Source organism: Ruegeria lacuscaerulensis (assembly GCF_013033355.1).
Lineage (GTDB): Bacteria > Pseudomonadota > Alphaproteobacteria > Rhodobacterales > Rhodobacteraceae > Ruegeria > Ruegeria lacuscaerulensis_A.
In genome coordinates this window covers 80,460-94,045 of the sequence record NZ_WQDY01000013.1, presented here as the reverse complement: position 1 = coordinate 94,045, position 13,586 = coordinate 80,460, and the positions used below count along the sequence as shown (strand labels likewise).

Sequence of the window (13,586 nt, the reverse complement as noted above, 5' to 3'; positions counted from 1 at the left end):
CTCGTTTATCCATCCTTGTCGGTCCGAAACCAAGATTCCGGGTCCACGGGGCTATTATCCTGTCTTACCTCTATATAGAGCGTTTCTGACCGGTCAGTTCCAGTGCCATCACCGCTTGTTGACAAAATAGCGCCGATTTCTGGCGTCTCACCCGGCATTAACCCCACCGGAGAGCCTTCGGGGATAACCTGTCCGGTCTCACCGTAAACCTCCTGCAGGCCCGAAAACACAAACAAAAGCCCAGGTTGAGGTTCGAGAATTACCAGATTCCCTAAATCCAGCAGTGGTCCGCGGTATCGGATCGTTGCCGCTGTCGGAGATGTAACAATTGCCCTAGGCCGCGTTGCAAGCACAATACCGGGACGTGTTACGCCCGCAGCATCTGTTTCGTCCGCGTGATGCAGAATGACACCCTGAGTTGGCAGCTGTATCTGCCCTTTCTTACCAGAGACATCCGCGTTTGTGGCTGCAATCTCACCCTCGGAAATCTGAGACAACCCGCTGGCGAACCCGTCCAGAGTTTCGGTGGACGAGATCAGGATCGCTGTGCGGATCGGATCTTCGACAAAGCGGCGGGGCAAGTCGGTACGGTCAGCGATGGCTTCGCTTAAACGGGTGCGCGCGGTTTGTACGCCAGCCAACCCCTCGACCAGTGTCTCGGATGCATTTTGCTGCAGCAAACGTAGTGTTTGTACTTCTTGCAGGTCTCGCGCAAGCGACTGCGCGCGGGCGTTCAAGCTGGGTGTGACCTCTGACAGCATCATCCCCGCGCGCGCCGACCCGAGCGGGCCGGACGGGTGCAGCATCAAAACAGGCGGGCTTGTAGTTTCTATGGTTTGTAAAATACCAAGCAGCTGCGCGACGTCCTTTTCGCGCGCCCGCAGCTCGGCGGACAGTTGCGCTTCACGTGTTGCCGCTTGTCGAAGCCCGTCGCGCATGGCCGTCAATCCAGCCTCATAGGCCTGAATGGTTGCTGTCAGGGCGCGAACCCTGTCACGGGCGCTGTCTGCCTCGGTTAGGGTGATTGACGCTTGCTCCAGTTGCCGGGCTGCATTCAACGCCGCCGTAGCAGGATCTGTCTGCGCGTAAACGGGTGATCCAAGAATGACAAAAGCAAGAGCCGCACGTAGCCTCATGACAGCAGGCTCTGCCCAGTCATTTCCGGCGGTTGGTCCAACCCCATCAGGTTTAGCAAAGTGGGGGCCAAATCGGACAGGCGTCCGTCGCGCAAAGCCGCGCCCTCAGGACCACCAACCAGGGCCACGGGCACCGGATTCAGCGTATGCGCCGTGTGCGGTCCGCCGGTTTCGGGGTCGAACATCATTTCACAGTTGCCGTGGTCGGCGGTCACGATCATCGCACCCCCTGCCTTGTTCAGCGCCTCGATCACCTGCGCCAGCCCCTGATCCACCGCCTCACACGCCTTGATCGCCGCCTGCAGATCGCCGGTATGGCCGACCATATCCGGGTTGGCATAGTTGGTGACGATCAGGTCATACCCGGCCTCAATCGCCTCAACAAATTTCGCTGTCACCTCGGCCGATGACATCTCGGGCTGCAAATCATAAGTAGCGACTTTGGGCGATTTGGGCATGAAGCGGTCCTCGTCCACTTCAGGGGTTTCTTTGCCGCCGTTCAGGAAGAAGGTGACATGGGGGTATTTCTCGGTCTCGGCCAAACGGAACTGACGCAGACCTTGTTTGGCCACCCATTCACCGAGGGTGTTCACAATGTCTCGCTTGGGGAATACAGTGGTCATATAGGCGTTGTGGCCGTCTGAATATTCCACCATTCCCAGCAAAGCCGACAGATGCGGACGCGGCCCGGTGTCGAAATCGGCAAAACCCGGCTCGCCAATCGCGCGCAGGATTTCGCGGGCGCGGTCGGCGCGGAAGTTCAGGCAGAAGAACCCGTCGCCATCGTTCACCCTGTCGAACCCCTCCAGCACCGTTGGCACGATGAATTCATCGGTTTCCGACTGATTGTAGGCGTGGTCGATGGCCCCATGCGCCGTGCTCGCCGCCCGCCCCTGCCCGTTGATCATGGCAGCATAGGCTTCGCTGACACGCTCCCACCGATTGTCGCGGTCCATCGCAAAATAGCGCCCGCTGACGGTGACGATGCGTGCGCCTTTGGGCAGACGCTCTTCCAGCTCGGCGATATATGTGAAAGCCGATTTGGGCGCCACGTCCCTGCCATCGGTCACCGCGTGAAGCGCCACGGGCACGCCCGCATCTGTGATCGCCTTGGCCGCCGCGACGATGTGGTTTAGGTGCCCATGCACGCCGCCATCCGAGACCAAACCCATCAAATGCGCAGTTCCATTCGCCGCCCTAACGTTAGCGATGAAATCCTGAAGGGCCGCGTTGTCAAAAAATGTCCCATCCTCGATCGCCAGATCAATCTGCCCAAGATCCATCGCCACCACGCGGCCTGCGCCAATATTGGTATGGCCGACCTCGGAATTACCCATCTGACCGCTGGGCAAACCCACGTCAGGCCCGTGTGTGATCAGCTGCGCGTGCGGCCCCCGCGCCATGATTGCGTCGAATGTCGGGGTCTGCGCCAGATAGGGGGCATTGGCCTTGGTGTCCTCGGACAGACCCCAACCATCAAGAATGCACAGGACGACAGGTTTGGGCGCGGTCATTCGGACTCTCCGGGATTGCTGCTCTTGCCTGACCTTTTACCCCTTGGCCGACGCCGGGTGAACCGCCTTTTGGCGTAGACGCGGTGAATTTAATCCTTGCCGACAATCTCCCGATACGGGCGCGCTTTGCGGCCTCGGTATTTCACCGTCAACTCCAACGGCATGTCGTTTTCATCATAGATGCCGACAACAACACCCCTGCCCCGGCTTTTGGTCCGCATCTCGATCAATTGCGCCTCGGACCGCGTGGTGCGCTGAGACTGCCTGCGGGTCCACGCAAACAGATGCTCATACATTTGCGCGATGATGTCGGCGTGGTCGGCGCTGTCGCCCAGATCGGTCAATTCCTGTGGATCGTTTTCCAGATCAAACAGCAAAGGACGATGGCCACCCTCGCAATGGATCAGCTTCCACTTCCTGTCGGCGACCATGAACATCACCGCATCGCGGACCGAGGCATTCAGTTTCTCCGCCAGTGGCGAGGCCGAATAATCATATTCGCAAATCACCACATCCCGCGGAGTTTCCGCCTGTGTCCCATGCAGGATCGGCAACAGGGAATGTCCTTCGAGGATATGCGAGGCATCTGCGCCACCGGCCACATCCAGAAAGGTCGGGGCAAGATCGATGGATTCCACCAACGCATCACAGGCCGTGCCGCGCGTGGCGTCAGCGGCGGACGATGGATCATAGATGATCAGCGGCACTTTGGTCGAAGCGTCGTGGAAGAAGGTCTTCTCCCCCATCCAGTGATCGCCCAGAAAATCGCCGTGATCCGAGGTCAGCACGATCATCGTGTCCTCGATCCGGCCGGTTTTTTCCATCCAGTCGAACAGGCGGCCCATCTGGTCGTCGGCCTGTTTGATCAGACCCATGTAGGCGGGGATCACCGCCTCGCGCACATCCTGCCGCGAGAATGTCTGGCCAATCTTTGTGTCCATGAAAGCGCGCAGAACGGGATGTGCGTTGTCACGCTCAGCCTTGGACCGGTTCACCGGCAGCACGTCATCGGGGCCGTATATCGAGGCATAGGGTTCGGGCACGATATAAGGCCAATGGGGCTTGATGAAGCTCAGATGGCAACACCAGGGGCCGTCATGAGTATCCATGAACTCGATCCCGCGCCCGGTCAGGTATGGGGTTTCGCTGTCTTCCTCGGCGATATTTGCCGCCTCGGTCGAGTGCTTCAGGAACCAGCCAGACAGTACGTTGCCATCTGCGTCCAGACCGGAATTGGCAAAATCGTGCCACGGGTTGTCACTCTCATACCCTTTGGCAGTGAGGTACTTGTTGTACTCTTTCGCGCCGTCCGGATCGTAATAACCATCCGGCCCCTCGGGCAGCATCCCGTCATCGCGTTCGAACACGTCAAAACCGCATTCGGCCACACGGGCCCCAATCAGGCTGTCAGGCTCCAGACCCAGCCGGGCCATCCCCTCGGCATCCGCGCGCATATGAGTTTTGCCGACCAGCCAGCACTCCATTCCGGCCTTGCGCAGGTGATCGCCCATCGTCATCTCGCCGACCTTTAGCGGGATGCCGTTCCACGAGGCACCGTGCGAATGCACATAGCGTCCGGTATAGGTCGACATGCGAGAGCTGCCGCAAATGGGTGATTGGATATAAGCCCCGTCAAATCGCACACCGCGCGCCGCCAAACGGTCAATATTCGGCGTGTGAAGATGCGGGTGGCCGTTACAGCTCAGGTAATCCCAGCGCAGCTGGTCGAACATGATGAACAGGATGTTTTTGGCTTTGGCCACGGATGCGCCCCTTTGATCGTCCGGGGCTGAGGCTACCCAATTCCGCGTCAGCGGCGAAGCGGAATTTACACCTGCGCTTCGCGTTCCATCTGTTCCAGCATCTTCTTGGCGCGCTTGCACTGCAACTGATCACGCAGCGGGCTGTTCGGGTCGACATCTTTCTGACAGACCACGCATTTATCCGCACCCGAGATCGCGTTCAGACCGCCACAGCTGCCCTTGATGGTCTTGCCCATCAGCATCACGCCCAGCGACATGCCGACCATCACAAGAGCCAGCAGTATGAAAGCCAGAATAAAGGTGCTCATGATCAGTATCCGTCAGTTGCTGCCCAACGCGTCTTTGAACGCGCTGCTATGGACCGTGATATAGGCATCTTCGCCCCCTGTCACATCCCGCGAGATGAAATACACGGCAAGTTTATGCTTTTCGGCCAGTTCCAGCCCTTTTTCCTGCCCCAGCGCCAACATGGCCGTGGCCCAGGCATCGGCCATCATCGCGTTTTCCGCTAGCACCGTGACCGAGGTGGTCCGGTGCGTGATCGGGCGGCCTGTCACCGGGTCGATAATATGCGAATAGCGCACGCCGTCCTGTTCGAAGAAGTTCTTGTAATCGCCCGAGGTCGCCATCCCCAGATCGTCAAGCTGAACGATCAACTGAATGGCCTGCACGCTGGTTTCAGGTTTTTCGATCCCGATCCGCCAGGCCTCGTTCTTGCCATTCTGACCCATAGTAACCAGATCGCCGCCGATCTCGACCATGTAATTCTCGATCCCGGCGTCGCGCAGCGTTTCGGCCACCGCATCAATGCCATAGCCTTTGGCGATGGCCGACAAGTTGATGCCTACACCCGCATCCGATTTGGCCAGCGTCCCAGCCTCGCGGTCCAGCGTCAACAGGCGGGACTGACCGACGCTGTCTAACGCGGCCTGAATTTCGACATCCGATGGCACTGGATCTTCGGGTTTGCGCGGGCCAAAGCCCCACAGCTCGATCAGCGGGCCAAGGGTGACGTCAAACGTGCCGCCCGATTTCTCGTGCACGTCATTTGCCGCATCAATCACCAACGCAAATTCGTCAGATACTGCCACGGCATCGGTGCTTTCCGACGCAGAAAAGGTGGACACCTCGGAAGTCGGATCCCAGTTGGACATCTTGGCGTTGACCTCGGCCAGAGTCTCATCGACCGCGTCTGCCAAGGCTTCTTCGTCCACGTCCACGCCGATGGCGGTGATGTTGAAGGTCGTTCCCATGGTTTCGCCAGACAGGCGCACGACCTCTGGTTCTTTGTCGAACAAACAGCCAGACACCAGCGCAGCAACAGCCAAAACGGGGACAAGACGCATCACAGCACCCTTTTAAGAAAACGTGCCCGGCATATGCCAGCGCCTCTGATCAGAGTCAAACCAACGTCAGAGTTTAAGCGGCATGAAGCCTAAAACCAAAAGGCCAATGCCGGCAGGCAAACCGAACAGCCAGGCTTTCTTCTGCCAACCCGGCGCTTGCTGTTTCCATGTCATGCGAAAGTTGTGCCCGCAGACCACCACTGCAAAAAAGATCAATGCCGCGATGGGCGGTGTCAAATAGAGGTCGGACAAAAGATCAGATATCCTTGGTTTTTGGCAGTTTTCCCCGGATAGGGCAATTGCACCCTATACAGGTCGCTCGGCTGCGCTAAGGTAAATAACAAAGCAGAAGGAGATTGCCCATGGCCCCAAGCTCTTACCAGCCACCGACCCGCGGCGATAAAGCCGATACCAGCACTCGCAGCCAGTCGGTCGACTCGAACCTGTCACACTCGCAGACGACCGTGGCGAAACTGCTTGAGGGCAAGGGCGACGCGGTCTTCTCGGTGCGTCCGAACGATACGATTCACTCGGTGGTGAACACGCTGAAGGAAAAGAAAATCGGGGCGGTTCTGGTTACAGACCAAAACGGCGCACTGCAAGGCATTCTGTCGGAACGCGATATCGTGCGCCGCATGGCCGACACCCCCGGTCAGACGCTTCCTCAATCGGTCGAGGACCTGATGACGCGTGAGGTCAAAACCTGCGCACCTGATGACCCGCTGAACCAAGTTCTTAAAACCATGACCGAGGGGCGGTTTCGCCACATGCCCGTTCTTTCTGACGGTGCCTTGCGCGGTGTGATCACCATCGGCGACGTTGTGCATTTTCGTCTGAAAGAGCTAGAATACGAAGCCCTTCGCATGAAACAGATGATTGTTGGCTGATCGAATGCAGCGAAAATCCCCTTGACCTCGGCCCCGTGACAGTATCCCTGATGCAGCATCAAACGGCGATGAAACAGAGGGTTGCATGAAACGGGTTCTTGTCACCGGAACGGCCGGGTTCATCGGGTTCCATCTGGCCAAGCTCTTGCTGGCCGAAGGCTTTCGTGTGCACGGCTATGACGGGATGACCGACTATTACGACGTCACCCTCAAGCAGCGCCGCCACCAGATGCTTCTGCAAAATCCGGGCTTTTCTGCAACCGAGGACCTGCTGGAAAATCACGACCGCCTGAAACAGATCGCCGATGACTTCGAGCCCGAGGTCATCGTCCACCTCGCCGCACAAGCCGGGGTTCGGTATAGCCTGGAAGACCCGCGCAGCTATATCAACTCGAACGTCGTGGGCACGTTCAACGTTATGGAGGTCGCCCGCGAACACAAAGTTGCGCATCTGCTGATGGCCTCGACCTCATCCGTTTACGGTGCCAATGAAGAGATGCCCTTTACCGAGGTCGAAAAAGCCGACACCCCCCTGACTATCTACGCTGCCACGAAGAAAGCAAATGAGGCGATGGGCCATTCCTACGCTCATCTGTGGAACCTGCCGACGACGATGTTCCGCTTTTTCACTGTCTACGGCAGTTGGGGCCGCCCCGATCTGGCGCTCTATAAGTTTGTGGACGCCATTCTGGATGACCGCCCGATCGACATCTATAACCACGGCGACATGTACCGCGACTTCACCTATGTCGAGGATCTGGTGCGGGGTATCCGCCTGCTGATCGACGTGCCGCCCGAGCGCCCGGACAGTGCGGACCAGATTGCCGAGGGCGACAGCCTGTCTCCGGCAGCGCCTTGGCGGGTGGTGAATATCGGCAATGGCGACAAGGTGCGGCTGATGGACTTCATCGAGGCCGTTGAGGATGCCTTGGGCAAAAAGGCTATCCGAAACTACATGCCCATGCAGATGGGCGATGTGCCTGCGACATGGGCCGATAATGATCTGCTGCAATCCCTGACAGGGTACCGCCCGCAAACCGATTTCAAAGAGGGCATTGCCCGGTTCGTCGCGTGGTTCCGCGACTATCATGGTAAATGACGGCGATGTTTGAAGCAGACCCCAACGCGCGCAAGATCGCGGTGATCGGACTGGGCTATGTCGGCCTGCCGCTGGCCGTGGCCTTCGGCAAAATAGGCCCTGTGATCGGCTTTGACATCAACACAGCCCGGATAACCGCCCTACGCGCCGGTCAGGACGCAACCCATGAGGTCGAGCCCGAGGATCTGCGCGCCGCAACCGGCCTGTCCTTCACCACCGATCCGGCAGATATCGCGGAATGTGACACCTATATCGTAACCGTCCCCACCCCGATCACAGCGGGCAAGCAGCCTGACTTAACACCGCTGCTCAGCGCGTCTGAAACGGTTGGACGCGTGCTGAAACCTGGTGATCTGGTGATCTACGAATCCACCGTTTACCCCGGCGCGACCGAGGAAGACTGTGTACCAGTGTTGGAACGCGCCTCGGGCCTGGTGTTCAACCGCGATTTCTTTGCAGGCTACAGCCCTGAGCGGATCAACCCCGGCGACAAGACGCATCGGATCGCGGATATCTGCAAGGTTACGTCCGGCTCGACCCCCGAGGTGGCCGACCTGGTTGATGCGCTCTATGCGCGGATCATCTCGGCGGGCACCCACAAGGCCGAGAGCATTCGCGTCGCCGAGGCCGCAAAGGTGATCGAGAACACCCAACGCGACCTGAATATCGCATTGGTGAACGAGCTGGCGATGATCTTTGGCCGGATGGATATCGACACCGATGCAGTTCTGCGCGCCGCGGGGACCAAGTGGAACTTTTTACCCTTCCGCCCCGGTCTGGTGGGCGGGCATTGCATCGGCGTAGACCCGTATTACCTGACCCACAAGGCCGAGGCCGTGGGCCATCACCCGCAGATTATTCTGGCCGGGCGGAGGTTAAATGACAGTATGGGAGGCTATGTGGTCTCGCAACTGGTCAAGCGGATGATGCGCGAGGGGATCAATGTGGCCGCCGCCCGCGTTCTGGTAATGGGGCTGACCTTCAAGGAAAACTGTCCCGACCTGCGCAACACGCGTGTGGTGGATATGATTGACGAGTTGCAAGACTACGGCGTCGCCGTCGATGTCCACGACCCCCATGCGGATGCAGATGCCGCGCAGAAGGAATATGGGATTTCATTGACTTCGCAGCCTGAAACCGGCGCCTATGACGGCATCGTTCTGGCGGTTGCGCATCAGGAATTTCTGGCGCTCGCCCCTGCCGAGATACGCGCCTTTGGCAAGGATCAAAGCGTGTTGTTCGACGTCAAATCCTGTCTGCCGCCAGAGGCCAGCGACCTGCGGCTGTAAAAAAACCGGCGCTGTCCTGCGCCGGTTTTTCCTGTCTTATCCGCCGAAATCGTCCAGCATGATGTCTTCGCGGTCCACGCCCAGATCCAGCAGCATGTTGATGACCGACTGGTTCATGATCGGCGGTCCACACATGTAGAACTCGCAATCCTCGGGCGCAGGGTGGTTCTTGAGGTATTCCTCGAACAGAACGTTGTGGATGAAGCCGGTATAGCCTTTCCAATCGTCCTCGGGCTGCGCGTCCGACAAGGCGACATGCCATTCGAAATTGTCGAACTCTTCGGCCAGTTGGTCGAAATCCTCGACAAAGAACATCTCTTTCTTCGACCGTGCCCCGTACCAGAAGCTGATCTTGCGATCGCGGTTCTGCAACCGCTTGAGCTGATCGAAGATATGGCTGCGCATGGGGGCCATGCCTGCGCCACCGCCGATGAATACCATCTCTTTTTGGGTGTCGCGGGCGAAGAATTCACCAAACGGACCCGAGATGGTGACCTTGTCACCTGGTTTCAGGTTGAAGATATACGACGACATCTGACCCGCTGGGATACCTTCCGACCCCGGAGGCGGCGAGGCCACGCGGACGTTCAGCATGATCATGCCCTTTTCATCCGGATAGTTGGCCATGGAATAAGCCCGCTCAATCGGTTCGGCCACGACGGATTCGTATTGCCACAGATTGAACTTGTCCCAATCTTCGCGGTATTCCTCTTCCACGTCGAAATCGGTGTATTTCAACTGGTGCGCAGGGGCTTCAATCTGGATGTAACCACCGGCGCGGAAGTTCACATCCTCGCCTTCCGGCAGGTCCAGCGTCAGGGCCTTGATGAAGGTCGCCACGTTTTCATTCGAGCGAACGGTACATTCCCATTTCTTGACGCCAAAGACCTCTTCGGGGACTTCGATGTCCATGTCCTGCTTGACTGCGACCTGACAGGACAGACGGTCACCGCACGAAGCCTCGCGCTTGGTGATGTGGCTTTCCTCGGTCGGCAGGATCGAGCCGCCGCCAGAATGCACCCGCACCCGACACTGCGCACAGGTGCCACCGCCGCCACAGGCAGAAGGGACGAACAGCTTCTCGGCCGCCAGGGTTTGCAGCAGCTTGCCCCCGGCAGGGACCGAGATGGTTTTCTCACCGTTGATGGTGATGTTCACGTTCCCGGTCGACACCAGCTTGGACCGCGCAGCCATGATGATGGCCACCAGCCCCAACACGATCAGGGTGAAAAGAACGACGCCTAAGCTAAAAGTTTCCATGCGTCCCTCCTTACAGTTTCACGCCCGAGAAGGACATGAAGGCCATCGCCATCAGACCCGCGGTGATGAAGGTGATCCCAAGCCCTTGCAGGCCGTCGGGAATGTCCGAGTATTTCAGCTTTTCGCGCACGCCCGCCATCGCAGTGATCGCCAGCGCCCAGCCAAAGCCCGAAGACAGACCATAAGTCGTCGCCTCAACAAAGTTATAGTCGCGTTCCACCATGAACAGCGAGCCACCCAGAATGGCGCAGTTCACCGTGATCAGCGGTAGGAATATCCCCAGCGCGTTGTAAAGCGGCGGGAAATACTTATCCAACACCATCTCGAGGATCTGAACCATCGCCGCAATCACGCCGATATATGAGATCAGGCCAAGGAAGGTCAGGTCCACATCCGGGAAGCCCGCCCAAGCCAGCGCACCCGGTTTCAACAGATAGTTCAGCAACAGGTTGTTGGCAGGCACGGTGATGGCCTGCACAACCATGACCGAGATGCCCAGACCCAGCGCGGTCGAAATCTTCTTGGACACGGCGATGAAGGTACACATCCCGAGAAAGAAGCTGAGCGCAAGGTTTTCGACAAAGATGGCCTTTACGGCCAGTGAAATCAGACCTTCCATCAGTGGGCCTCTACCTGCTGAATTTTGTACTCACGCTCTTCCACCTGGTTCGGCTTCCATGTGCGGAAGGCCCAGATGATCAGACCGATTATGAAGAACGCTGACGGAGGCAGCAGCAGCATGCCGTTGGGCACGTACCAGCCACCGTTGTTGACGGTCTCCAGAATGGTGATGCCAAACAGCGACCCGGCCCCGAACAGCTCGCGGATGAAGCCCACCAGCAGCAGGATCAGGCCGTAGCCCATACCGTTGCCCATGCCGTCGATGAACGACGCGACGGGCGGGTTCTTCATCGCAAACGCCTCAGCCCGGCCCATCACGATACAGTTGGTGATGATCAGGCCGACAAAAACCGACAGGGTTTTCGAGATCTCAAACGCATAGGCCTTAAGGATCTGGTCCACCAGGATCACCAGCGAGGCGATGATCACCATCTGCACGATGATCCGGATCGAGCCGGGAATCTGGTTGCGCAGGCATGAGATGAAGAAGGACGAGAACGAGGTCACGAAGATCACCGCCAGCGCCATCACCATCGACACTTGCAGCGACGAGGTCACCGCCAGCGCCGAACAGATGCCCAGCACCTGCAGAGTGATCGGGTTATTGTCGACAAGCGGGTCGACCAGCATCTCTTTCTTGGTCTGAGACATCAGATTTCTCCTGCTTGCAGTTTGGCCAGGAACGGAGCGTAACCCGCATCCCCCATCCAGAATTTCACCAGGTTATCGACACCGACCGAAGTCAGCGTGGCACCGGCCAGCGCGTCGACATAAAAGTCCGGGCCAGCCGCGGGCTGCGATTTGGCGACGGTGATCTGAAGCTCACCCGCGTCATCACGCAGACGTTTTCCATTCCACAGTGCCTTCCAGCGCGGGTTGTCCACCTCAGCCCCAAGGCCCGGCGTCTCACCATGCTGATAGAATTGCAGACCGAAGATATCGTTGCCGTTGTTCTCCAGCGCGATAAAGCCATAGAGCGTGGACCACAGGCCATAGCCATGCAGCGGCAGGATCACCTTGTCCAACTCGCCCGCATCGTCGCGCAACAGATAGATCACGCGGTACTTGGACTGACGTCCTATGCCCGCCGGGTCATTGTCCAGCGCTACGCTCAGGTCGGGATCGCTGGCCGCAGCGATGTCATCAAACGTGGCTGCATCGAACTGATCATCTACGAATGCGCCGGTCGACAGCTCCAGCACATGCGGCTCGAACGCGGCGAATGCCTCGGAGACATCGACACCCGGCTCATAGACACCGGCGACTTGCAGAACGTTGACTTGCTTGTCCTTCAGCGCGTTGGCTTCTTGCACAGGGCGCAGGCTGACGGCTGCGGCGGATACGACCATCGAGGCCACAAGGCAGACAGCGACCGCGACAATGATCGTCTTGCCGACAGAATCCGGCGAGGCGGCCAGAAACTTGGCAATCGCGCCCTTAGGTTCTTGGGACTGCGTATCAGACATGGCGACGCGCCCTCCGTTTAATGTTGGCCTGCACGACGAAATAATCGATCAGCGGCGCAAAGACGTTTCCGAAGAGGATAGCCAGCATCATGCCTTCGGGGAAAGCAGGGTTAATGACGCGGATCATCACAACCATGACACCGATCAGCGCACCGTAGATATAGCGGCCCATGTTGGTGTGGCTGGCCGAAACCGGCTCGGTAACCATGAAAGCCAGACCAAAGGCGTAGCCGCCCAGAACGATGTGCCAGTACCAAGGCATCGCAAACATCGGGTTGGTGTCTGACCCGATCAGGTTCAGCAAGAGCGAGAAGCCGATGGTTCCCGCCAAACAGCCGAGGATCAGGCGGTAGTTGGCGATTTTTGTTGTCAGCAGGAAGGCCAGGCCGATCATACAGGCCAGCGTCGATGTCTCACCGAAACTGCCCTGAATGGTGCCGAAGAACGCATTGGCCCAGGTGATCCCGTCACCCGCCAGCGCCTGAACGCCCTCGGCTGCGGTGATCCCCAACGCGGTCGCGCCCGAGAACCCATCCACCGGAGTCCAGACCGAATCCCCCGACATTTGCGCAGGATAAGCGAAATACAAGAACGCTCGCCCCACCAGTGCGGGGTTGAGAAAGTTCTTACCGGTGCCGCCAAACACCTCTTTGCCGATGACAACGCCGAAGATTATGCCCAAAGCGACCTGCCACAGCGGTGTTGATGCGGGCAAGATCAGCGCGTAGAGCATAGATGTGACAAGGAAGCCCTCGTTCACCTCATGCCCGCGCACGGTGGCAAAGATCACCTCGAAAATACCACCCGCAACCAGCGTCGTGATGTAGATCGGCAGGAAATAAAGCAACCCGTGCAACACGTTGGCAAACAGGCTGGATGGATCCAGCGAGATACCGAACATCTGCAGCAAAACAATCCGCCAGCCGGTAGCCGCATCCGGGCCAAGCGTCGCAATAGCTGAATTCGCCTGATAACCCGTATTCCACATCCCCCACAGGATGCAGGGGATCGTAGCGATCACGACATAGGTCATGATCCGCTTCATATCCACGTAGGACCGTGCGTGTGGGGCAACGGTGGTGACGGTTTTCGGAGTGTAGATGAAGCTTTCGACCATCTCGTAGATGGGGAAAAACTTCTCGTACTTGCCGCCCTTGGTAAAGTTCGGCTCAATCCGATCGAAGAAGCTGCGCAAACCCATGTGG

Annotated in this window: 14 protein-coding genes; 3 read left to right on the top strand and 11 right to left on the bottom strand. The window is 58.4% G+C overall.

Annotation, left to right across the window (positions count from 1 at the left end; all coding sequences use genetic code 11):
• Positions 1–5: 5 nt before the first annotated feature.
• The 6 genes from GOW48_RS19375 to GOW48_RS19350 form a co-directional block, all read right to left on the bottom strand.
• The gene (locus GOW48_RS19375) at positions 6–1,136 is read right to left on the bottom strand and encodes a murein hydrolase activator EnvC family protein (RefSeq protein ID WP_170755747.1); all 1,131 of its coding nucleotides are present in this window, start codon (positions 1,134–1,136) and stop codon (positions 6–8) included.
• Complete coding sequence (gene gpmI / locus GOW48_RS19370) at positions 1,133–2,650, bottom strand: 2,3-bisphosphoglycerate-independent phosphoglycerate mutase (RefSeq protein ID WP_170755746.1); 1,518 nt, start codon at positions 2,648–2,650, stop codon at positions 1,133–1,135. Before gpmI ends, GOW48_RS19375 begins: the two co-directional genes overlap by 4 nt.
• Positions 2,651–2,739: 89 nt before the next feature.
• Complete coding sequence (locus tag GOW48_RS19365) at positions 2,740–4,413, bottom strand: sulfatase-like hydrolase/transferase (RefSeq protein ID WP_170755745.1); 1,674 nt, start codon at positions 4,411–4,413, stop codon at positions 2,740–2,742.
• 65 nt (positions 4,414–4,478) lie between these two features.
• Entirely contained in the window at positions 4,479–4,721 is a 243-nt protein-coding gene (gene nqrM / locus GOW48_RS19360; RefSeq protein ID WP_170356551.1) for a (Na+)-NQR maturation NqrM, read from the bottom strand.
• A gap of 12 nt (positions 4,722–4,733) precedes the next feature.
• Positions 4,734–5,759 carry an FAD:protein FMN transferase gene (locus GOW48_RS19355; protein ID WP_170755744.1) on the bottom strand — a complete coding sequence of 342 codons (1,026 nt, stop codon included), beginning with the start codon at positions 5,757–5,759 and terminating at the stop codon, positions 4,734–4,736.
• A gap of 66 nt (positions 5,760–5,825) precedes the next feature.
• Complete coding sequence (locus GOW48_RS19350; protein WP_170755743.1) at positions 5,826–6,011, bottom strand: hypothetical protein; 186 nt, start codon at positions 6,009–6,011, stop codon at positions 5,826–5,828.
• A gap of 110 nt (positions 6,012–6,121) precedes the next feature.
• On the opposite strand from GOW48_RS19350, the gene GOW48_RS19345 reads away from it, so the two are divergent.
• From GOW48_RS19345 to tviB, 3 genes are all read left to right on the top strand, one after another.
• On the top strand, positions 6,122–6,646 hold the full coding sequence (locus GOW48_RS19345) for a CBS domain-containing protein (RefSeq protein ID WP_170356554.1): 525 nt from the start codon (positions 6,122–6,124) through the stop codon (positions 6,644–6,646).
• Positions 6,647–6,731: 85 nt separating this feature from the next.
• Entirely contained in the window at positions 6,732–7,745 is a 1,014-nt protein-coding gene (locus GOW48_RS19340; RefSeq protein ID WP_170755742.1) for a GDP-mannose 4,6-dehydratase, read from the top strand.
• Between the two features lie 5 nt (positions 7,746–7,750).
• Positions 7,751–9,034, top strand: coding sequence for a Vi polysaccharide biosynthesis UDP-N-acetylglucosamine C-6 dehydrogenase TviB (tviB, locus tag GOW48_RS19335; protein ID WP_170755741.1), 1,284 nt, complete (start codon positions 7,751–7,753; stop codon positions 9,032–9,034).
• 36 nt (positions 9,035–9,070) lie between these two features.
• Here tviB and nqrF read toward each other — a convergent pair whose 3' ends face one another.
• Genes nqrF through GOW48_RS19310 form a run of 5 tightly spaced genes read right to left on the bottom strand, consistent with a single transcriptional unit; the run spans position 9,071 to position 13,582 of the window.
• Positions 9,071–10,294 (bottom strand): NADH:ubiquinone reductase (Na(+)-transporting) subunit F, encoded by a 1,224-nt coding sequence (nqrF, locus tag GOW48_RS19330; protein ID WP_170356557.1) that lies wholly within the window; start codon positions 10,292–10,294, stop codon positions 9,071–9,073.
• Between the two features lie 10 nt (positions 10,295–10,304).
• A complete protein-coding gene (nqrE, locus tag GOW48_RS19325) occupies positions 10,305–10,913 on the bottom strand; it encodes an NADH:ubiquinone reductase (Na(+)-transporting) subunit E (protein ID WP_170755740.1) in 609 nt (202 codons plus the stop codon).
• Positions 10,913–11,566: an NADH:ubiquinone reductase (Na(+)-transporting) subunit D gene (locus GOW48_RS19320; protein WP_117873115.1), complete on the bottom strand. Its 654-nt coding sequence runs from the start codon at positions 11,564–11,566 to the stop codon at positions 10,913–10,915. Before GOW48_RS19320 ends, nqrE begins: the two co-directional genes overlap by 1 nt.
• Complete coding sequence (locus tag GOW48_RS19315; protein WP_170755739.1) at positions 11,566–12,381, bottom strand: Na(+)-translocating NADH-quinone reductase subunit C; 816 nt, start codon at positions 12,379–12,381, stop codon at positions 11,566–11,568. Before GOW48_RS19315 ends, GOW48_RS19320 begins: the two co-directional genes overlap by 1 nt.
• Entirely contained in the window at positions 12,374–13,582 is a 1,209-nt protein-coding gene (locus GOW48_RS19310) for an NADH:ubiquinone reductase (Na(+)-transporting) subunit B (protein WP_170755738.1), read from the bottom strand. Before GOW48_RS19310 ends, GOW48_RS19315 begins: the two co-directional genes overlap by 8 nt.
• Positions 13,583–13,586 lie beyond the last annotated feature (4 nt).